Origin of the sequence: Demequina muriae (genome assembly GCF_030418295.1) — a bacterium.
Taxonomy (GTDB): Bacteria; Actinomycetota; Actinomycetes; order Actinomycetales; family Demequinaceae; genus Demequina; species Demequina muriae.
Genome location: NZ_JAUHQA010000001.1, coordinates 1051171 through 1070755, shown reverse-complemented (window position 1 = coordinate 1070755; position 19585 = coordinate 1051171). Strand labels below are relative to the sequence as shown.

General features: G+C 68.7%; 19 protein-coding genes, 1 tRNA gene and 1 pseudogene. 14 read left to right on the top strand and 7 right to left on the bottom strand.

Going from position 1 to position 19585, the window contains the following annotated elements; genetic code table 11:
- Nucleotides 1-62: 62 nt before the first annotated feature.
- A complete protein-coding gene (locus QQX02_RS04965; RefSeq protein WP_301141634.1) occupies nucleotides 63-377 on the bottom strand; it encodes a pore-forming ESAT-6 family protein in 315 nt (104 codons plus the stop codon).
- Nucleotides 378-395: 18 nt separating this feature from the next.
- The gene (locus QQX02_RS04960) at nucleotides 396-731 is read right to left on the bottom strand and encodes a hypothetical protein (RefSeq protein ID WP_301141633.1); all 336 of its coding nucleotides are present in this window, start codon (nucleotides 729-731) and stop codon (nucleotides 396-398) included.
- Between the two features lie 157 nt (nucleotides 732-888).
- Between QQX02_RS04960 and QQX02_RS04955 the strand changes: the two genes are divergently transcribed.
- Genes QQX02_RS04955 through QQX02_RS04925 form a run of 7 tightly spaced genes read left to right on the top strand, consistent with a single transcriptional unit; the run spans nucleotide 889 to nucleotide 9472 of the window.
- On the top strand, nucleotides 889-1842 hold the full coding sequence (locus QQX02_RS04955) for an FHA domain-containing protein (protein WP_301141632.1): 954 nt from the start codon (nucleotides 889-891) through the stop codon (nucleotides 1840-1842).
- Nucleotides 1839-2123, top strand: coding sequence for a hypothetical protein (locus tag QQX02_RS04950; RefSeq protein WP_301141631.1), 285 nt, complete (start codon nucleotides 1839-1841; stop codon nucleotides 2121-2123). The genes QQX02_RS04955 and QQX02_RS04950 overlap by 4 nt, the downstream gene beginning before the upstream one ends.
- Entirely contained in the window at nucleotides 2120-3418 is a 1299-nt protein-coding gene (locus QQX02_RS04945; RefSeq protein ID WP_301141630.1) for a ubiquitin family protein, read from the top strand. The genes QQX02_RS04950 and QQX02_RS04945 overlap by 4 nt, the downstream gene beginning before the upstream one ends.
- Nucleotides 3415-4125: a P-loop NTPase family protein gene (locus QQX02_RS04940; RefSeq protein ID WP_301141629.1), complete on the top strand. Its 711-nt coding sequence runs from the start codon at nucleotides 3415-3417 to the stop codon at nucleotides 4123-4125. The genes QQX02_RS04945 and QQX02_RS04940 overlap by 4 nt, the downstream gene beginning before the upstream one ends.
- Nucleotides 4122-8015, top strand: a complete 3894-nt coding sequence (gene eccCa / locus QQX02_RS04935) for a type VII secretion protein EccCa (protein ID WP_301141628.1) — start codon at nucleotides 4122-4124, stop codon at nucleotides 8013-8015. The genes QQX02_RS04940 and eccCa overlap by 4 nt, the downstream gene beginning before the upstream one ends.
- 3 nt (nucleotides 8016-8018) lie before the next feature.
- On the top strand, nucleotides 8019-9101 hold the full coding sequence (locus QQX02_RS04930) for a DUF6177 family protein (RefSeq protein ID WP_301141627.1): 1083 nt from the start codon (nucleotides 8019-8021) through the stop codon (nucleotides 9099-9101).
- Nucleotides 9098-9472: a hypothetical protein gene (locus QQX02_RS04925; protein WP_301141626.1), complete on the top strand. Its 375-nt coding sequence runs from the start codon at nucleotides 9098-9100 to the stop codon at nucleotides 9470-9472. Before QQX02_RS04930 ends, QQX02_RS04925 begins: the two co-directional genes overlap by 4 nt.
- A gap of 31 nt (nucleotides 9473-9503) precedes the next feature.
- On the opposite strand, the gene QQX02_RS04920 is transcribed toward QQX02_RS04925, so the two are convergent.
- The 3 genes from QQX02_RS04920 to QQX02_RS04910 all read right to left on the bottom strand — a co-directional run bounded on the left by QQX02_RS04920 (nucleotide 9504) and on the right by QQX02_RS04910 (nucleotide 10601).
- Entirely contained in the window at nucleotides 9504-9797 is a 294-nt protein-coding gene (locus tag QQX02_RS04920) for a DUF6054 family protein (protein WP_301141625.1), read from the bottom strand.
- A gap of 4 nt (nucleotides 9798-9801) precedes the next feature.
- On the bottom strand, nucleotides 9802-10347 hold the full coding sequence (locus tag QQX02_RS04915) for a VanZ family protein (protein WP_301141624.1): 546 nt from the start codon (nucleotides 10345-10347) through the stop codon (nucleotides 9802-9804).
- An 83-nt stretch (nucleotides 10348-10430) separates the two neighbouring features.
- Nucleotides 10431-10601, bottom strand: a complete 171-nt coding sequence (locus QQX02_RS04910; RefSeq protein WP_301141623.1) for an NUDIX hydrolase — start codon at nucleotides 10599-10601, stop codon at nucleotides 10431-10433.
- Nucleotides 10602-10905: 304 nt separating this feature from the next.
- On the opposite strand from QQX02_RS04910, the gene QQX02_RS04905 reads away from it, so the two are divergent.
- From QQX02_RS04905 to QQX02_RS04895, 3 genes are all read left to right on the top strand, one after another.
- The gene (locus tag QQX02_RS04905; RefSeq protein ID WP_301141622.1) at nucleotides 10906-11463 is read left to right on the top strand and encodes a hypothetical protein; all 558 of its coding nucleotides are present in this window, start codon (nucleotides 10906-10908) and stop codon (nucleotides 11461-11463) included.
- A gap of 129 nt (nucleotides 11464-11592) precedes the next feature.
- Nucleotides 11593-12327: a flavodoxin family protein gene (locus tag QQX02_RS04900; RefSeq protein ID WP_301141621.1), complete on the top strand. Its 735-nt coding sequence runs from the start codon at nucleotides 11593-11595 to the stop codon at nucleotides 12325-12327.
- Between the two features lie 16 nt (nucleotides 12328-12343).
- Nucleotides 12344-13339: a DUF5996 family protein gene (locus tag QQX02_RS04895; RefSeq protein WP_301141620.1), complete on the top strand. Its 996-nt coding sequence runs from the start codon at nucleotides 12344-12346 to the stop codon at nucleotides 13337-13339.
- 132 nt (nucleotides 13340-13471) lie between these two features.
- Here QQX02_RS04895 and QQX02_RS04890 read toward each other — a convergent pair.
- Nucleotides 13472-13544 (bottom strand) — tRNA-Lys (locus tag QQX02_RS04890).
- 155 nt (nucleotides 13545-13699) lie between these two features.
- On the opposite strand from QQX02_RS04890, the pseudogene QQX02_RS13435 reads away from it, so the two are divergent.
- A pseudogene (locus tag QQX02_RS13435) lies at nucleotides 13700-15061 on the top strand (diguanylate cyclase domain-containing protein); the annotation flags it as partial.
- Between the two features lie 51 nt (nucleotides 15062-15112).
- Nucleotides 15113-15862, top strand: coding sequence for an EAL domain-containing protein (locus QQX02_RS13430; RefSeq protein WP_436968521.1), 750 nt, complete (start codon nucleotides 15113-15115; stop codon nucleotides 15860-15862).
- A gap of 202 nt (nucleotides 15863-16064) precedes the next feature.
- Here the strand turns inward: QQX02_RS13430 and QQX02_RS04880 are convergent, their stop codons facing one another.
- Complete coding sequence (locus tag QQX02_RS04880; protein WP_301141617.1) at nucleotides 16065-16778, bottom strand: FadR/GntR family transcriptional regulator; 714 nt, start codon at nucleotides 16776-16778, stop codon at nucleotides 16065-16067.
- 164 nt (nucleotides 16779-16942) lie between these two features.
- Between QQX02_RS04880 and QQX02_RS04875 the strand changes: the two genes are divergently transcribed.
- Together QQX02_RS04875 and QQX02_RS04870 are read left to right on the top strand one after the other, a co-directional pair.
- A complete protein-coding gene (locus QQX02_RS04875; RefSeq protein ID WP_301141615.1) occupies nucleotides 16943-18550 on the top strand; it encodes an ABC transporter substrate-binding protein in 1608 nt (535 codons plus the stop codon).
- A gap of 75 nt (nucleotides 18551-18625) precedes the next feature.
- The gene (locus QQX02_RS04870) at nucleotides 18626-19582 is read left to right on the top strand and encodes an ABC transporter permease (protein WP_301141614.1); all 957 of its coding nucleotides are present in this window, start codon (nucleotides 18626-18628) and stop codon (nucleotides 19580-19582) included.
- Nucleotides 19583-19585: the final 3 nt, after the last annotated feature.

Below are 19585 nucleotides of genomic sequence, written 5' to 3'. Positions count from 1 at the left end.
CCGTTCACTCATACCCCCCGTGCATCCGGGCGCGCCTCAACGCGCGCGGCCCTCGTACGAACTCAGCCGATGTTGGAGACGGCGGTCTTGGCCTTGTTGATCGCGGACTGTGCGGTCTCGTCGGAACGCTCGAGCGACGTGCGCAGGGTGTCGATGATCTGACGCACCTGGGCGGCGGCGTTCTTCCACCGCAGCTCCTTGGCGGCGTAGTCATCCGAGACCCCGTCGGCGGAGTAGTCCGACATCGCAGCGCGCACATCGGCGTCGCGAGCCTCGATCAGCGACTCGAGCTGAGCGGCGATCTTGTTGAAGTTGTCCTGCGCATTCTGCGATGCGGCGACGTCGTAGTCGCGGCGGTCAGCAACGTTTCCAGCCATGGTGATTCCCCCTGAACCTTAAGAACCCGACGAGAAGCGGGCCGCGTCGAACGACACCGATCCCTGCGTGGAGCGAGTCTGGTCAGCCATTTCGGACTCCGACTCCTGGAATGAGCGGTCCATTCCCGCGACGCCGGCCAGCACGGCCTGCAGTGCGCTGGAGAGCTCGACGGAGATCTGGTCCGTGTTGGCCTTGAACTGGTCGAACGCGGCGCGTGCCGAGCCGTTGAAGCGGCCCTCCAGCGGAGCCGCGGCCTCACCCAGCTGACGCACGAGCGCCCCCAGGTCCTCGCCAGACGTCTGGGTGCGCTTGGTCAACTGACCCAGCGTGTCCGACCCCATTGCGAACTTCATGCCGACTCCTCCCGATTGATCAACACTCGGCCACGACACTAGCCTGCCTCGAAAGGGAAGAGAAGGACATGTCCAGAACTTCACACTTCCGTTCATTTTGTCTGATGACACTCACTACCATCAGGGCTGACGCCAATCGAAAGGGTCATCCGCCTCCATGACGACGACCTCTCGCGCCGTGGACCCCGTGGCGACTCCTCTCGCGCGCGCGGAGCCGGCCGGAGGGGCGCAGATCGCGGCGGGCGTGATTCTCGCCCTCGTCCAGGTGCTCGTCGCGGGTGCTGTCGTGACGTCCGGCTTCGCCCTGGGCGGCACGGGTGCCGGGGTTGCCACGCTGGTGGCCACGGGCTCGGCGTTGACGCTCGACTTCGCATGGTGGATGCGTGCCGGGCATGGCCTCGCCTGGCGGGTGGCGGGAATCAGCCTGCTCGCGCGCACGGACGATGCCCCCTTGGGTTTCGGCAGGCTCGTGCCGATGCCGCCCACCTGGGTCGCCGCGACGCGCGGACGGCGCCACCCCGTCGATGTGCGCCTCGACCCCGTCGTGCTCTCCGACCCTGACCCGATCCGGGGCCCGCGACAGCCCCGCATCGCAGACGTCTCGACCCCCGCATCGGCCGCACTGCGCGCGGCGCCAGCGATCGAGTCGGCCCCGAGCGCAGGCGAGGACCAGCGAGGCCCGGCCCCCGTGCCGAAGGCCGACGCGACGGGCCTCCCGGTGCTCCCTCCCGGCATGCAGCTGGCAGACACCGAGGCTTCTCCTCGCAGCCACGGCGGCCCCGTCCGGGTGACGGTCGACGGCCAGTCGCGTCATGTCCTCACCGGCACGGCCATCGTGGGCAGGCGACCCGTCGCCGAGGCGGACGGTCAGAGCACCATCGAGGTCACCGACCTCACTCGCACCCTGTCGAAGAATCACCTGCGCCTCTCGGTCGAGAGCGACGGCACGCTGGTCGCGACGGACCTGGGGTCGACCAACGGCAGCGCCATCGTGAGTGCCGACGGCGCTCGCACCGACCTGCTGCCCCACGCCCCGGCGCCGCTCGGACTGGACGACGCGGTGACCCTGGGCGATCACCAGCTGACGTTCTCGCAGGGAGGCAGCGCATGAACGACAAGGACCTCGCGATCGTCGAGACGGCGCGCGAACGCCGCGAACGCCTGGCTGCGGCCCTCATCCACGGGGGGCTCGACTCGCGCCGCCGTCTGAGCGCCCTGCACAAGCGCGTGCTCATCGGCATCGTGGTGGGCGCCGTCGCCGTTGCGGTGTGCGCGGGAGTCTCGTTCGTCTCAAAGTTCATGGCGGATCGGCAGGCGCAGAACGAGGCGAATGCCGTCTCCGCCCAGCCATACGAAGTGCCGCAGATAGTCAAGGGTGGAATCACGCAATGAGGACGTATACGAGGCTGCTGGTCATCGGCACGGTGCAGAAGGCCAGCATGGTCGTGCCCGCCGACGAGCCGCTGGCCGGTCACGTGGCGACCATCGCGGACGTGGTGAGCGAGCCGCACGGTGTCGCCCGGCTCGCGCTGGTGGATGTGGCCGGTCGCGAGATCGACACCGCGCTGAGCCTCGGAGACCTGGGGCTGATCGACGGCGCGCAGCTGCGGCTGGTGCGCTCGGCCGATGTCCCCGCGCCCCCCGAGGTGACGGACGTGACGGATGCGGTGGCCCAGGAGCGCACGGCGCTGACTCGTGGCTGGTCCCAGGCGCACCGCATCGCCGTCGCCTCCAGCGGGGGAGCGCTCGCGGCCTTCGCCGGACTGAGCGCCGCGCGTGCTGAGGCGACGTGGCTGCCGGTCACCGTCTGGGCGCTCGTCATGATCACCGCCGTGGTGGCAGGGCTCATGGGCCATGCGGTGCTGCGGGCCGTGATGACCGGACTTGCCGTGGGCTCGGCGGTCGCCGTCGCGCCCCTGATCCCTGAGTGGGCCGATGCCACGGGCGACCTGCTCGTCACCGCCACCGCAGCGGCAGTGCTCGTCTGGCTCTCGCTCGGTCTCGGCAGCGGCTGGGGCGGGCGGCACCTGGGCGCAGGGGTGGGTTCGCTGGTGGGTGCGCTCCTGTCGGCGGGCGCGCTGGCGCCGTTGCTGCTCGGGGCCGATGCGGCAGAGACCTTCGCCATCGTCGGCGTCGTCGCCCTGCTGGGCCTGGGCGCGGTCCCCTCGGTCGCGCTTGCGGTGTCAGGGCTGACACGTCTGGACGATGCGGCCGATGCGGGCACGCGCCCGGCGCGCGCCACGGTGGCGCTCGGCGTGGAGTCCGCGTATGCGGTGATGACCTGGTCAGTGGTCGCGCTGGCCGTCGCCACCGGCGCATCGGCGTTCGTGCTGTTGTCGACGGGCGAGCTGTGGCCGCAGCTGGTCGCGGCGGCGCTGGTGATCGTGACGCTGCTGCGCACGCGCGTCATGGCGCTCGCGCGCCAGGCGTGGGCGCTGTGGGTGGCGGGCACCGTCGGCACCTTCGCCGGCCTCGCGATGTCCGGCGAGACCACGCTGCTGTGGTCCGTGGCAATCGTCGCGGCCGTGATCGCGATCGTGGGCGCGGTCGCCACGCCGCCTGAGCACACCCGCATCCGCCTGCGCGGATGGGGCGACACCGTCGAGGCGCTGTGCGCCATCGCCGTGGTGCCGTGCGTCATCGGCCTGTTCGGCGTCTATGGGTTCATGCTCGAGGTGTTCTCGTGACACCGGTGCTCGGGGCCACGGCGGTACGGACGCTCGACCGCGCGGTGCGCGACGTCCACGCGCCCACGCCGACCGTTCGACGCATCGTCGTCACCTCGCTCGAGCGCGCGACGGGCGCGTCGACCGTGGCCGCCCTGCTCGCGCACACCCTGGTCCGTCACCGGGGCGGCCGCGTGCTGCTCACTGGCGCATCGGCCGCCGCCGGTGACGTCGATGCGCTGCCGCACCCCACCACGACCGACCTCGCGACGCTTCCTCCCGGCGTCACCGGGGACGTGCGGCCGTGGCACGGCGCGTGGCGCTCCCTGGCGCCGGTCGATGACCGCGCCTTCGATGTCTCGGTGGTCGACGGCGGCCACCTCAGCGACCCCCTGCGCGCCCACGTACACCTGGCGGGAGCCCACGTGGTGCTGCTGGTGAGCAGCGTCGAGCGAGTGATGGGGGAGCAGGCCCTGGTGCTCGCCGATGCCCTCGCCGCGCACCCGGAGGGCGCCGCCGCGACCGTAGCGTTTGTGAACCGCCAGCGCTCGCGTTCGCCGTGGCCGCAGCTGATCTGCAGGCGTCATCCACGCGCGAGCACCGTGCTGCCGTACGACGAGGCCCTCGCGACCGAGCAGTATGCGCGCGTATCGCAGAGCACCCGCATCGGCATGCTGGAGATCGCGGGCGACCTGATGGTGGCCGAGCGCGCGCGGGCGGCACGATGACCACCCGCATCGTCAACCGTCCCGCCCGCGAGACGCGGCCGCTCGAGCGCCCGGAGCCGCGCACCCTTGCCGCGCCACCGCCGGTCGGGGATGCTCCTCCCGGCGGACTGCCGCTGCAGTCGCTGCTGCCGGTCATCGGCTCGATGTCGTCGATCACGATGATGGTGGTGCTCCGTGGCAACCCGGTCATGGTGATCGTGGGGGCGATGATCCTGGTGGTCGCCCTCGTAGGCGGCGTGGGCATGGCCGTGTCGTCGCGAGGGCGACAGGTGCGCCAGCGCCGGCAGGCCCGCGAGCGCTACCTCGACTACCTCGAGCGCGTGCGTGCCGAGGTGCGTGCCACGCGTGAGGAGGTGCGCGGCGAGGCCCACCTGCTGGACCCGGCGCCCACCGCCTTGGCGGATCTGGTGCGCAACCCTGCGCGCCTGTGGGAGCGCCGCCGCTCGCACGAGGACTTCCTGCGTGTGCGCATCGGCGAGGCCGTGGTGCCGTGGTTCGGGCTGTCGCTGCCCGAGGATCCCAACCCGGTGCAGCCCTACGACCCGATCATGACTGCGGCCGGCGGCCAGGTCTGCGAGGCCTACAGCGGTGTCGGCGGCATGCCGCTCGTGGCGAGCCTGGCCTCCGCGACGTGCGTGAGCATCGTCGCCCCGCGCGACGCCGGGCGGGCAGTGGCCCGCAGCCTCATCGCCCAGGTGGCGTCCCTTCACGCCCCCGACGACGTCGCCCTGGGTCTGGTGGTGGACCAGGCGCAGGCGCGCGCATGGTCAGGGCTCGACCTGCTGCCCCACGTGAGCGTGGATGGCACCTGGGACGGGCCGATGCAGGCACGCCGCATCGGCTCCAGCGTGCGGGAGGTGTGCGCCGTCATGGCGGACGATCTCGCGGACCGCTACTCCCACGCCACCGGGCGGCGCGCGAACGAGCCGTCTCCGCACGCCACGGTGCTGATGATCGAGGACTACCGCGACTCCGCCACGCCCGCACTTGCGGTGCCCGGCGTGAGCCTGCCCGCGCGCGAGCTCGGGTTCGTGCACATCGCGCTGGTGGAGGACCGCCTCGACGAACCGTCGAACACGGACCTGCGCATCACCGTGGGGGAGGGCGTCGCCGGTCCCACGGTCCGTATGGAGACCTTCGAGGACCCCGACGTGCCCGCCGTCGATGGCCGTGCCGACCTCATCGACCCCGCCACGTTCACGTCGCTCGCGGCGGCGCTGTGCCCGCTGCGCCTCAGCACGGTGTCGCGCTCCGAAGGCGCTACGGCCGGCGCGATCGGGCCGCTCGACCTGCTGGGCATCGGCAGCATCGAGGAGCTCAGCCCCGCGGCGTGGCGCACCCAGTCGGGACCGCAGTTCCTGCGCGTGCCCGTCGGCACCGACGACCTGGGCCGAGCGCTCGAGATCGACATCAAGGAAGGTGCTCAGGGCGGCATGGGGCCGCACGGCATCTGCATCGGCGCGACCGGCTCCGGCAAGTCCGAGTTCCTGCGCACGTTCGTGCTGGGGCTCGCCGCGACGCACAGCCCCGACGACCTCGCGATGATCCTCGTGGACTACAAGGGCGGCGCAGCCTTCGCGCCACTGGCCCGCCTGCCGCACGTGTCCGGACTGATTGACAACCTCGAAGGTGAGGCCGGCCTGGTCGAGCGCGCCCGCGCATCGATCGCCGGCGAGGTGGTGCGACGCCAGCGTCAACTCAAGGAGGCGGGTTCCCTCGCGTCCATCACCGAGTACCGCCGCGTGCGCGCCGACAACCCCGCGCTGCCGCCGATGCCTCACCTGTTCGTGGTGATCGACGAGTTCGGCGAGCTGCTGACGGCCGAGCCGGAGTTCGTCGACCTGCTGCTCACCATCGGTCGCATCGGCCGCTCGATCGGCGTGCACATGCTGCTGTCCAGCCAGCGCATCGAGTCCGGCAAGCTGCGCGGGCTCGATACCTACCTGTCCTACCGCATTGGCCTGCGCACGTTCTCGGAGTCCGAGTCGCAGGTGGTGCTGAACACCGTCGACGCGTTCCACCTCCCGCCCGAGCCGGGCTGGGGCTTCCTCAAGGTCGACACCACCGTCTACACCCGGTTCCGCTCCGGCTACGTCTCCGGTCCCACGCCGGGGCCCGTCGCCCAGGACGAGGACGAGCCGGCGTACGCGGTGGAGATGCCGCCGTTCAACACCCTGAGCGCTGCGCTCGCGGGCACGGACGACGGGGCGGGCACCAGCGCGGACGTGGGCCACCAGGACCGTCCGGCCCTGATCGATGAGGCGGTCAGCAGGCTGCGCCCGGGCGTGGCTTCCGTTGCGAGCGTGTGGCTCCCGCCGCTGCCGGATCGCCTCCCGCTGTTCGAGGTGCTCGACAGCCACCACCGCGACCCGTTGTCGGTGCCCATCGGCCTGATCGATGACCCGGCGCGCCAGTTCCAGGGACCGTGGCGCATCGACCTCGACCGCTCCGGCGGGCACCACGCCGTGATCGGCGCCCCGCAGTCCGGGCGCACCACGTTCCTGCGCGCGGTCGCCGCGGGCATCGCGACGACTCATACGCCCACCCAGGTCACCATGTACGGACTTGACCTCGCCGGTGCGGGCCTCGCCCGACTCGAGGGGTTCCCTCACGTGGGCGGCGTGGTGACGCGTCACCGGACCGAGCAGCACATCCGCCTGCTCGAGGAGCTGCACGCGATGCTGGCGCAACGCGAGCAGATGTTCCGCGACATGCGCATCGAGTCGCTTGCGCACTTCCGGTCGCTGCACTCGAGCGGGTCATTGCCAGGCGTGGTCTCGCCCGACGTCGTACTGATCGTGGACGGCTACGGACTGATCCGCTCCGACTTCGAGCAGCTCGAGGCCCCCATGGGCGACCTGCTCACCCGCGGCGGCTCGTTCGGCATCCACATCGTCATGTCCCTGACGCGCTGGGCCGAGGTCACCATGCGCCACCAGCCGCTCATCGGCAACAAGTACGAACTGCGGCTCAACGACCCCACTGAGTCGACGATCGCCCGTAAACTCTCGGAGACCATCAAGGTGCCCGGGCGAGCGCTCACCCCGGACAAGCTCTTCGCTCAGGTCGCGCTGCCTCGCATCGACAACGGCCCCGACGAGGACTCCGGCGAGGCGCTCTCCGCTCTCGCTGAGCGCACTGCCGCGGACTGGCAGGGACCATCCGCCGCCCCCATCCGCCTGCTGCCGGAGTCGCTCGACCCCGCGAGCCTGCCGTCGGTGTTCGACGAGCCCGATCGCGTGCCTCTCGGCCTGCGCCAGGACACGATGGCTCCCGAGCTGCTGGACTTCGCGGGCCGCGATCCGCACCTGCTGGTGCTCGGCGATCCGGGGTCGGGCAAGTCGATGGCCCTGCGTCAGATTCTTGCGGGCATCACGGAGCGCCACGGCCCGGACGAGGTCGTGATCGCCCTCATGGAGCCGCGCGGCGCGCTCGCGTCCACGATTCACGACGACTATCTGGGCGGTCATGCGACGAACGGTCCGCGCGCCAGGGAGCTCGCGGCGGCCGTCGCGCTCGAGATGGCCAAGCGCCGCGACGGTGAGTCCCCGTCGACGATGCGGGTGTTCGTCATCGCCGACGACTTCGACATCCTTTCCGCCGGTGGCACGTCGCCGCTGGAGCCGCTGCTGCCCTTCCTGCCGCAGGCGCGGGATCTGGGCCTGTCGGTGATCCTCACCCGTCCCGTGGCCGGCGCCTCGCGCGCGCTATTCGATTCATCGCTGCAGACGGTGCGCGACGTGGGGGCGACCGGACTGCTGCTGTCCGGTGAGCGCTCCGAGGGTGCGCTGTGGCCCGGCGTCTACGCGACTCCGGCGATCCCAGGCCGCGCGCGCATCGTCCGCCGTGCCGAGGCGCCGCGCCTGATGCAGATCGTGCACCGAGGCTGACCCGTGGAGACGTCGAGCCCGTACCCTGCCCCCGACCTCGCGGCGCACCCGTTGGTGCGCGCCGTCACGGATCGTGCGGTGGTGATGGATGTGCGGTCCGATCCGGTGTACTTCAGCGAGGGAACTGCGGATGTGCTGAGCCGCGCCGCGGCGATCGGTCTGCGGCCGGTCGTGGTGACTCCGCCGCAGACCCGCATGACGTTTGCGGCGCGCTACATCATCGAGATGATGGAGGGCCGGTGGCTGCACGCGATGCCCGACGGCACGGTGCGCTCGCCGTTCACAGGGATGCGGTGGGAGTACGCCACCGATCCCGTGAGGCCCGAGCGTCGCGGTGAGGTGATCGGGGTTGACCCGCTCGAATCGCCCCCGGTGATGCTGGCGGGTTTCTCGGTGTCGGTGCACCATGCGGCGAGTGACGCGCTGGTGATCGGAGGCGTGGCCGAGGTGCTCGCCGAGTCCCTCGCCGACGACGAGCCGGCCGCGTGGAATGTGCACGAGCCGGCGCTGCTGCGCTGGGACCGGTCCACCGTGACGGCGCACGCCCGCGTCCGCATGCCGGGGATCGCCCGGGTGTTCATCGTGGGCGCGAAGGGCCGCTTCCAGGCGACGGTGTCCGTGCGACGCACGGACACGGGCGTGGAGGAGACGGTGTCCGGGATCGCCGCGGTTCCCGGCGTCGTCAGTGCGGCCGATGCGCTGCCCGCCTTGACGGAGCGCGCTCGCTCCGCACTGCGCGCGGTCGCCGACAACGTGCGCATGCCCCTGCAGGGGACCGTGTCCGCGACGCCCGGTTGGCCCGACCTGATGCAACGCCCTGGTCGCGCCGCGCCTCCCGTTCCGTTGGCGATGCTGGTAGGACCGCGAGCGGTGCATCTGCTCGCTCTGGACATCACCACGGCCGCCGCCGCTCATCGCGTGGAGCAGGCCGGGAGCGGCAAGCTGCCGTCCGTGGTGGTGAGCTTCGAGCCCCGGCCGGACGGCTCGTGGGACGAGATCGCACAGCTGGTGAGCGTCGCCGGTGTGGACCGGGTGCGGGCCGCCGCGGGTGTCGCCGAGCCGCGAGAGCAGGAGGACCTGCGATGACCGGGACGATCTACGCCGACGTGGTGCTGCTGACGCGCGAGAGTCCGAACGCCGAGCTGCTCGCGTTCTACGCGGACGCGTGTGATGCGTCGATGGTGACGCTGCCGTCTCCTGACGGAGCGACCGCATCGGTGTTCTTCGAGGAAGGCGATCTCGCCGTCGTGATCGCCGTGCCCAAGATGATCGAGTACGACGGAGACCTGTCGCGCGTGTTGGGCATCGAGGCGCGGAACCTGCCCGGGGGAGCGCGCTACTGGACCGAAGGGGTGGTGGCGGTCGACCCGTCGAAGCTGGGCTTCGGCGTGGCGACCGCGCTCGCGGACCACTGCGGCGGTCAGGCAGTGATTCGCGCCTCAGGCACCGTCCTCTGAGCGGGAGCGGCGGGCGCGGGCGTCGGCCCTCTCACGCGAAGGTGTCGATCGCCTCGACCGCCTTGTCCATGAAGGCGCTCTCACCGAACGTGTTGATCGTGAAGAACAAGGCCTCGCTGCCGCCGGACGTGGTGAGCGCGACCTCCAAGCGATCGCCCACGGCGAGGATGGTCACGGACAGCGTGACTCGATTGCTGCCAGTGACGCTGTAGCGCTCATACGTGCGCAGGACCACGCGAGCGTCGCCGATGCTGAGCTCGCCGGAGTGCTCGATCGAGGCCGAGATGCTGCCACGCGCGATGGCGCCGCACGGTCCGCGTCGCACCGGGTCAGTCTGCTCGGACTCTGCGCGATCGCAGCGTGACCACCGCCACCAGCGCGCCCACGACGCCTCCGGCGAGCGCGCCGCTCGTGTTGAGGATCACGTCGTCGATGTCGGCGACCCGGCCCAGCACGTACTGCGCGATCTCGATCGAGGCCGACAGCGTGAGGCCGAAGATGAACGCGGTCGCCACGCGGCCAATGAATGGCGCCCTCACCAGGCACGCAGCGAGGAATCCGAACGGCATGAACAGGGCGACGTTGCCCACCAGGTTGAGCCACGGGTTGGAGCCGCGCTCGTTGGCAAGCCCGCGTTCAATCTCCTGTCCGGGGACCAGGCTCAACCCTCGCGGACCCGTGTAGTGCGACGACACCGTGGAGCCGAGGGTGGCGACGGCGATCACCAGCAGCCAGAGCACGAGCGCGGTCCACAGCACCGATCGGGTCCCGCGGCCATGCCGCGCGCCGATGAACCCCGCGAAGGCAAGCGCCACCGCAGCGACCGCCGCCGCCGCGATGACGAGGGCGACGTTGTCGAGGATGTCGTTCGGCACTCGTACCCCTTCTTGCCGGGCGTCTGCCCGTTCCTGTGCATATGACGAGTGAGCCCCGCGGACTGCTGCCAGGTCTCTTGGACCTATGGTGACGGAGACCAGCCAGTGGCGCGGAGCGCGCGGATAGGGGCGAAGAGCTCTGGCGGCAGGTCATCCCAGCGGAACCACCCCCACTCGGCGATGTCGCGACGGTCGAGTGCTTGGGGCAGGACTCCGATCACCTCGCCGCCAGCTGCCAGCTGCCAGCGCAGCATCGGCGACCACACCCATCAGCCCCACGCTTCCGCCGCCATAGACCACCCCGATGCCCCGATGCGCGACCAGGGTGCCGAGCGCAGCGGCTGCTTGTACCTAGCGAGGGTCAGCGCCCGGACTCGACCCGGCGAAGACGCAGACGCGCGTGAGAGCCATGCGAACAATCCTCACACGAGAACTTCAGCGTGCGGTGGTGTCAGCCATGCGCTCTGAAGCTCTGCACCTTGACCCTGTGCTTGGCACATGGTGTGAGATCGATGGCGAGGACACCGATGGACGATGGGGTGGCCGAGAGGAGGCGAGGTGAAGGATACGGATCCGGACACCTTCCTTGCGCTCGCGAGCATCGCCGCGACCTTGCTGGGAACCTTCACCGTCGCCGCCGTCTTCTACATCGGGTCGGACACGCACCGTCGGCCCGGCCCCTCCGCGGCAGTCGACGACTACTGGCGTTCCGGGATGCGGTGGATCTTCGCGGCCTATTCGATCCCGATGCTCGTTGCACTGGCCTTTGCGGCGCTCGAGCCCGTGTGGGGTGCCGTCACGTTCATCGCCCTGACTGGTGTCCTCGTCACGACGACGGTCAGCACCGTCAGGCATGTGCTTCGGCCAGACGGCCCGGGCAACTCTCGAGATCTCAAGGTCAACGAGTGGGCGACCGCTGTCGGGGTGCTGGTGTCGGCGGTCCTCCCGTGGGCCCTGGGGGGATGGGTTCCCTCTCCGCCGTTCTTCATCCCCTCGCTGCTTCTCGTGCTCGCCGCAGGATTCACCAGCACCGCAGCGCTCGTCTTGGCGGAGTTCGATGCGGATACCGGCTCGACAGAGATGGCAGCCTCCGCAGCCCACGACGACAGCGCTTGACCGTGTGCCTGGCACATGGTCTGGAATGGCCGAGACACAGCGAACGGTCCCAGGGTCATGCGGTGTGCCCGACTTCAGCGCACCGCAATGTCCCGTGCGGCCACCGGTATGGAGAGAGGCACATAGAGGATGAGCACCACGAGCGAGGATGACCGGTCTACGCCGAGTTTTGGGGGGCTCAAGGCGCTCTTCATCAATGCGACCTTGAAGCGCTCGCCGGAGCCGAGCCACACGGACGGCCTCCTCCGGGTCAGCAGCGCCATCATGCGCGACCACGGCGTGCAGGTCGACGCGGTGCGGGCGATCGACCTCGACATCGCACCGGGCGTGTGGCCGGACATGACCGAGCACGGCGAGGATGCGGACGACTGGCCCGAGCTCTACCGACAAGTCCTCGCCGCCGACATCCTCGTGCTGGCAGGCCCCATCTGGCTCGGTGACAACAGCTCGGTCATGAAGCTGGTCATCGAGCGGCTCTACTCAAGTTCGGCGCTCTTGAACGACACGGGCCAGTACGCCTACTACGGCCAGGTCGGGGGTTGCGTGATCACCGGGAACGAGGACGGGGTCAAGCACTGCGCGATGAACGTGCTCTACAGCATGCAGCATCTTGGTTTCACGATCCCGCCGCAGGCCGACGCTGGGTGGATCGGGGCCGCGGGCCCCGGCCCGGGCTATCTCGACCCCGGTTCAGGCGGACCGGAGAATGACTTCACCAATCGCAACACCACGTTCATGACGTACAACCTCCTCCACCTGGCGGCGATGCTGAAGGTCGCAGGGGGCTTCCCTGCGTACGGAAACCGTCGGAGCGAGTGGGACGCTGGCTGCTCACCGCATCAGCAGAACCCCGAGTACCGGTGAGTCGGAGGTAGACGGTATGAGCACGGAGATGGCGGCGCAGGATCAGTCCTGGCCACGGCTCAAGGTCGCTGACTGGACGGCGACGCGAGACACGCTTCACATGTGGACGCAGATCGTGGGCAAGGTGCGTCTGGTGAGCGCACCGCTGATGAATCACTGGTGGCACGTGACCCTCTATGTGACCCCGCGCGGGCTGAGCACCGGGAGCATCCCTGCCGGTCGCCGGCTGTTCGACATCGAGTTCGACTTCATCGACCACGAGCTCCGCATGCGCACGAGTGACGGCGACGCTCGCACCATCCGCCTTGAAGCGAAGCCCGTGTCGGTCTTTCACGCGCAGGCCTTGAAGGCGCTGCACGAGTTGGGCATCGAAGCGGAGATCTCCGCGACGCCGAACGAGGTGCACCCTGCGATCCCTTTCGCCGACGACACCGAGCACTGTTCTTACGACCCGGCCGCGGCGCGCCTGTTCTGGGAACAGCTGATGCAGGCGCACCGGGTGATCGAGGAGTTCCGGTCGCACTTTCTCGGCAAGGTCAGCCCCGTCCACTTCTTCTGGGGGGCGATGGATCTCGCCTGCACCCGGTTCTCGGGACGCGGCGCACCCGTGCACCCGGGTGGGGCTCCGAACGTGGGCGATTGGGTCATGGTCGAGGGCTACTCGCGTGAGCTCTTTAGCTGTGGCTTCTGGCCCGGCGGGGGAGAGGAGGGCGCGTTCTACGCGTATGCCTATCCCGAACCCGACGGCTTCGCCGACCATCCGATCGGCCCCGATGGTGCGTACTACAGCGTCGACAACGGTCAATTCCTGCTGCCCTACGAGGCCGTGGCGACGGCCGAGGATCCAGACCAGGCGGTGTCGGAGTTCCTGCACGCCTCCTACCGTGCCGCTGCCAAGAACGGCGGCTGGGACAGGGACGCGCTTGAGTGCGACCCCGGTCGATGGGACCACCGCCACCAGAGACACGATCACGACAGCGCGCGCCCCCTCGACGAAAGGTTCACACGATGAGCGGCGACGGCGAGCAGGACCGCGCGGCGCAAGCCGCCGAGCTGGGATGCGCCGCGTTGGTGGATGCGATGGGCCGCATCCATCCCCACCGCGACGACCTGCCGCAGATGGATTTCGCGCACCTCTCGAGGGTGGGCCCCGTGGGGCTCGAACCCACGACCTACGGATTAAAAGTCCGCTGCTCTACCAGCTGAGCTAGAGGCCCCGCCCCAGAATCCTACGCGGATGTCTCCGGGCTCTCCTCGCTCGATCCCCACTTCGTGAACTCGACGCTCTGCGGCCCAGTGTGAAAAATCCGGCATGGCGCGCCTCCTCAAACGCTGATCGCCGAGCCACAGGATTGCCTACAGTGGCCTTGGGATGGAGCAAACGCACAACGTACGTGCTGACAGGGCCGGCGATACGCCCGACGGTCACGCGCGCGCTCTTGAGCCCGATGCAGTGACGGCGGATCTCGCGAAGCGCATGGCCCCGTTCGAGCGCTCGGTCCACGGCGTCATGTTCACCACTCCTGATGGACGTATCGCCGCCGCCAACCCGGCGGCCTGTCAACTGCTCCGGTGGGATGAGGCCGAGATCCAGGCGCTCGGACGCGCGGGCCTTGCCGATCCGACCGACGACCGGTGGGGTTCGGCCGTGGCGACCCGGAGTGAGCAGGGATCCTTCCGGGGGCGCCTGCGCTTCGTTCGCGGGGATGGATCCACGCTGACAGCAGACGTGTCCTCGGCGATCTTCCTTCACGAGGGGCAACCCTGGACATACGTGCTGTTCGACGACGCCTCGGCTGTTGACGCAGCACTCGAAGACGCAGCGCGCCAGAAGGCCTATGCCGACGTCGTCGTACAGATGCTGGACTCGATCAGTGACGCGTACTGGGCGGTCGACGGCGACTGGAACATCACCTTCATCAATCGCGAGGCGGAACGGCTGCTCAAGGTCGAGCGCGCGGATGTGCTCGGCAGGAACCTGTGGGATGTCTTCCCCACGGCGCGAGGCACGGTCTTCCAGCGCGAGTACGAGCATGTGATCGGTACGGGTCGGGCTTCAACCTTTGAGGGGTACTACCTGGGCACCGGTTTGCGATGCGAGGTGCGCGCCTACCCGCTCGACGCTGGCGGAGTCGCGGTCTACTTCCTCGACGTCGGCGATCGCTATGCGGTGGCGGCCGAACGCGAGCGGCTCCTCGAGGCGGAGCAGTCCGCTCGCGCCGTCGCCGAGGCCGCTCTCGCCGCCGCGGAGCAGACTCGCGTTCAGCTGGCGGTGAGGGCGGCGGCAGACGACCTCACTGGTCTGCTCAACCGCTCTGGGCTGGCGGACGCTCTGCGCGATGCCGTTGGCGCGGGCGATGTGCGCGTGTGCCTGCTCCTGGCAGACCTGGACAACTTCAAGCTGGTGAACGACACACTCGGGCACGTGGTGGGCGACCGGGTGCTCCAGGTCTTCGCCGACCGGCTCCGCATGATCGCCGGCCCGGATGCGCTCTTGGCGCGGCTCGGGGGGGACGAGTTCGCGGTCACCCTGCTGGGCCGTGCCGCGGAGGACTCCAATGCGTTCGCCGAGCGCATCCTGGCGATCGCGCGCCACCCTGTCGAGGTGGACGGCAACTCCCTGATCGTCACCGCGAGCATCGGCCTCGCCGCGACGCCGAGCGGCGGCGCCGACATCGGACGCTTGCTCAGAGACGCCGACGCCGCCCTCTACCGCGCGAAAGGGGAGGGCCGCGACCAGTCGGCATGGTTTGATGACGCACTCCATGCGCGGGCCGTCGAGCGAGTGGACCTTGAGCAGCAACTCCGTGCTGCGCTGACCACGGACGCCTTGACGGCCCACTTCCAGCCGGGCTTCGACCTGCGCACGGGAAACGCGGTCGATGTCGAGACGCTGGCCCGGTGGACCAGCCCGTCCCGGGGGTCCATCTCGCCGGCGGTGTTCGTGCCCGTTGCCGAGGAGTCGGGCCTCGTGCACGCCTTGGGTGACCGCATCCTCTGCCTGGCCGTCACTCAGGCCGCCCGTTGGCGTGCCAATGATGAGGTGCGAGTGTGGGTGAACGTCTCGCCGCGGCAGTTGGCGGCCGCAGGGCTCGCGGACCGCATCGAGTCGCTCTTGCGAGACGCAAACCTGCCTGCGGAGCGGTTGGGGATCGAAGTCACCGAGTCGAGCCTGATCGACGAGCGGCGGTTCGCGGACGAGCTGCGGGCGATCCACAACATGGGAGTGGGGCTCGCGATCGACGACTTCGGCACCGGGTACTCATCCCTGGCTCGGCTCGCGAGCATGCCAGTGGACCTGCTGAAGATCGACCGCAGCTTCGTCTCGCATGACACTTCGGAGCGTGGGACTTCCCTGCTCGAGGGCATCGTCACGCTCGGGCATTCCTTGGGAGCGCGGGTCACTGCCGAGGGCGTCGAGACGAAGGAGCAGCTGCAACGAGTGATCGATGCTGGGTGTGACACTGCGGCCGGCTACCTGCTCCAGCGCCCTGTCGAAGCACGGGACGTCGTGTGGACGACGCTGCTGACGTGACGTGTCGAGGGCAGTCGCGCGGGGTGTGACACTGCCTGCTCGCCGCGCATCACCTGCGTGAACTGCGGGCGCGGAGCGTGACGACGCCGGCGGCACCATGCCGATGACAGGAGCCGTCGGGCTCAGGTGCGAAGTGCGGCCGGACCCGAGTGCGGTACGGAGTCGATGACAGTCGCCGCGCCGGTGGCGCGCGGCGGGAGGGTCAACGCGGCGCGGCCTCGAGCATCCGCTGAATCGGGCGATAGTGCTCGACCACCGACTTGCGATACGCCTCGACGTCCCCGCGAAGCACGGCCGCAAGCATGTCTGCATGGCATTGGGCGGTCTCGCGCATCTCGGAGGGGGACGCCGAACCCAAGTGAGGTGCGACGGCGGTGTGCACGTCCCAGAACGCGCCGACGAGCTGCTCGGCGAGCTGATTGTCGGTTGCGGAGTACAGCAGCGTGTGGAACGTGCGATCCGCTTCGAGGAAGTACTCGCCGCGTGCGGCCTTGGCGTTCATCTCGTCCACGAGTACGTGAAGCTCCTCGACGTGGTGGCGGCGCGCGCCTTCCACCACGAGTTCTGCGAGCGCGAAGTCCAAGGCGAGTCGAACTTCGACGACTTCTCTCAGCGCCTCGAGCGACCCATCGGAGGACAGCGCCCCGCGGAATACGAGCGTCTCAACCAGGGGATCGAGGGACATGTCGCCGACGAAGGTGCCGTGCCCGTGGCGCACGTCCACAATGTCGAGCGTTGACAGAGTGCGGATCGCCTCTCGAACCGAGGAGCGGGAGACGTCGAGGGTCTCGCAGAGCTCGGCCTCGGTGGGAAGCGCATCGCCGGGCTTGAGCCTCTGGGTGAGGATCAGCTCCTTGATCTGGCCGGCCGCGGTGGAGCGACGCATCCGGGCACCACGCTTATTGGGCAGTGACATTCCAACTCCGTCCAGGTCGACCACTCCGAAGGTTACAAGTTCGCATCGGTGGTTGCCTCCAATCTAGCCCCGTGCTAGAAATACGTCAGACATCAGATGTCATACAACAGACAACGGTGTCTATGCTCATGCAGAGTGACCGAACTCATTCACCAGGAGTACATATGAACACGATCCCCACCCAGCGCCGTGTGGGTCGGTCAACAGCTGTGACAGCGGGCTTCCTCGCCGCCGCATTGCTGCTGGCCGGTTGCGCCGGTGCCACCACCGACGACGCGTCGGACGATGCGTCCTCAGCCAATTCCTCCGACATCGATCCGAACGCGATCATCGAAGCGGGAATCTCCTACACGCTCAACGGCAGCTTCGACCCGATGATCGCCTCCGGCGCGGTCACGGTGGCGGCCAACTGGCACATCTTCGAGGGCCTGGTCGACCTCGACCCGGCCACCACGGAGCCCTACGCGGCTCTTGCGGCGGACTTCCCGACCAAGATCGACGACACGACCTACGAGGTCGACATTCGTGAAGGCGCGACCTTCCAGAACGGCGAGCCCGTCACCGTCGACGACGTCGTTTACAGCTACGAACGCGTGCTGGACCCGAACAGCGAGTCGCTCTTCACGACCTACATCGACTTCATCGACACCGTGACGGCGGTGGACGAGGACACGGTGCAGATCACCACGGACTTCCCGTTCTCGCTCATCAACGAACGACTCGGCATCGTCAAGATCGTCCCCAAGGCGCTCGTCGAAGCCGATCCGGAGGGCTTCGGAGCAAACCCGGTGGGTTCTGGCCCCTACACCCTGGTCTCCGCCGTCCCGGAGGACAAGATGGTGTTCGAGGCATTCGAGGGCTACAACGGCCCGCGCCCAGCGGAGGCGGCCGGCATGAACTGGAACCTGCTTGCTGATGCCGCGGCACGAGCGACCGCGATGTCGACAGGCACCATCCAGGCAATGGAGGACGTGCCCTACATCGACGTCGACACACTCGCCGCGACCGTGGACGTAGAGAGCGCACAGTCCTTCGGACTGCTGTTCATGATGTTCAACACCGACGCAGCGCCCTTCGATGATGTCCGCGTGCGGCAGGCGTTCCACTACGCGTTGGACATGGACAAGATCATCTCGACGGGCATGCTTGGCAACGCGACGGCAGCGAAGTCGTTCCTGCCCGACACCTACCCGAACTACAACGAGGCGTCGACTGTCTACACCTACGACCCGGACGCGGCGAAGGACCTGCTTGCGGAGGCCGGCGTGACGGACCTGTCGATCAACCTGCTGATGACCGATACCGGCTGGGTCAAGGAAGTGGCGCCGCTGATCAAGGAGTCGCTCGATGCGATCGGCGTCGACGTCACTCTCGATGTCAGCCAGTCAGCTGCCCAGTACGCCAAGGTCGACTCGGGCGACTACACCGTCATGATCGCCCCGGGCGACCCTTCGGTGTTCGGAAGTGACCCCGACCTGTTGATGAACTGGTGGTACGGAGAGAACGTCTGGACCGAAGGTCGCACCAACTGGTCTGACTCCGATGAGTACGCGCAGTTGCGTACTCTGCTCGACTCCGCCGTACAGGAAGAGGGCGACGCGCAGCAGGAGACCTGGAACGAGGCCTTCGATCTGATTGCCGAGGAGGCCGTCCTTTACCCGCTGTTCCACCGCAAGCTGCCGACGGCGTGGAACTCGGATGAGCTGGTCGGGTTCGCCCCCGTGCCGACCACTGGCTTGTCCTTCCTCGGGACCGGCGTAGCCGCCGAGTGACCCTGATGCGGAGGGCGCGCGTTCCTCGTCGCGCGCCCTCCGCATCCCCACCCTCTTCTTAGGAAGGAGCGGTCCGTGTCGAACACGCTCCGTCTCATCGGTCGCAGGCTCCTGCAGCTTCCGCTGATGCTCTTGGGCATCACCTTCCTCGTCTTCTTCGTGATGTCCTTCTCTCCCGTGGACCCGGCGCGCACCGCGCTCGGCGAGACCGCATCACCCGAGGCGCTCGAGGCCTACCGCGAGGCCTATGGGCTCAATGAGCCACTTATCGCTCGCTACATCGACTTCCTGGTCGGCCTGTTCCAAGGCGACCTTGGGTCCTACTCCGCCCGCAGCCTGCCTGTCGTCGACGAAGTTGCGCGGGCCTTCCCCATCACGCTGTCGCTCACGTTCCTTGGCCTCTTCGTCGCAGTGATTGTTGCCACGATCCTGGGCGTGACGGCTGCAGTGTTCCGCGACCGGTGGCCGGACCAGGCGATCCGCATCTTCGGCGTCGCCTCTCTTTCGACGCCGTCGTTCTGGCTCGCAGTACTGCTGATCCAGCTGTTCACGCTGCAGCTCGACCTTCTTCCAGGATCAGGACCGTTGCCGTCTGCTTCCGAGGACTTCGGCGGATGGCTCTCTCGCATGGCGCTGCCAGCTCTGGCGCTCGCCGTACCGGTGATCGGCCAGCTCTCGCGCGTGGTGCGCACGTCGATGGTCGAGGAGCTTGATCGCGACTACGTGCGCACCGCCCTTGGTGCTGGGGTCCCGCGCCGCGTGGTGGTGGGGCGCAACGTGTTGCGCAACGCCCTGATCACCCCGGTCACCGTCCTCGGGCTGCGGGTGGGCTACTTGCTCGGTGGAGCAGTCGTGATCGAGGTCATCTTCGCGATCCCCGGGATGGGAACACTCATTCTCAACGGAGTGACCAACAACGAGCCCAATCTGGTGCAGGGCGTCACGCTCGCGGTCGCACTCGCGTTCGTCGTGATGAACATCATCGTCGACCTGCTCTACGTACTCATCAACCCGCGAATCAGGGCGGTCTGATCT

Coding starts and splice junctions, on each gene's coding strand:
- QQX02_RS04965 (WP_301141634.1), bottom strand. CDS start 377: ATGGCTGGAAACGTTGCTGACCGCCGCGACTACGACGTCGCCGCATCG.
- QQX02_RS04960 (WP_301141633.1), bottom strand. CDS start 731: ATGAAGTTCGCAATGGGGTCGGACACGCTGGGTCAGTTGACCAAGCGC.
- QQX02_RS04955 (WP_301141632.1), top strand. CDS start 889: ATGACGACGACCTCTCGCGCCGTGGACCCCGTGGCGACTCCTCTCGCG.
- QQX02_RS04950 (WP_301141631.1), top strand. CDS start 1,839: ATGAACGACAAGGACCTCGCGATCGTCGAGACGGCGCGCGAACGCCGC.
- QQX02_RS04945 (WP_301141630.1), top strand. CDS start 2,120: ATGAGGACGTATACGAGGCTGCTGGTCATCGGCACGGTGCAGAAGGCC.
- eccCa (WP_301141628.1), top strand. CDS start 4,122: ATGACCACCCGCATCGTCAACCGTCCCGCCCGCGAGACGCGGCCGCTC.
- QQX02_RS04925 (WP_301141626.1), top strand. CDS start 9,098: ATGACCGGGACGATCTACGCCGACGTGGTGCTGCTGACGCGCGAGAGT.
- QQX02_RS04910 (WP_301141623.1), bottom strand. CDS start 10,601: ATGCTGCGCTGGCAGCTGGCAGCTGGCGGCGAGGTGATCGGAGTCCTG.
- QQX02_RS04900 (WP_301141621.1), top strand. CDS start 11,593: ATGAGCACCACGAGCGAGGATGACCGGTCTACGCCGAGTTTTGGGGGG.
- QQX02_RS04895 (WP_301141620.1), top strand. CDS start 12,344: ATGAGCACGGAGATGGCGGCGCAGGATCAGTCCTGGCCACGGCTCAAG.
- QQX02_RS04880 (WP_301141617.1), bottom strand. CDS start 16,778: ATGTCACTGCCCAATAAGCGTGGTGCCCGGATGCGTCGCTCCACCGCG.
- QQX02_RS04875 (WP_301141615.1), top strand. CDS start 16,943: ATGAACACGATCCCCACCCAGCGCCGTGTGGGTCGGTCAACAGCTGTG.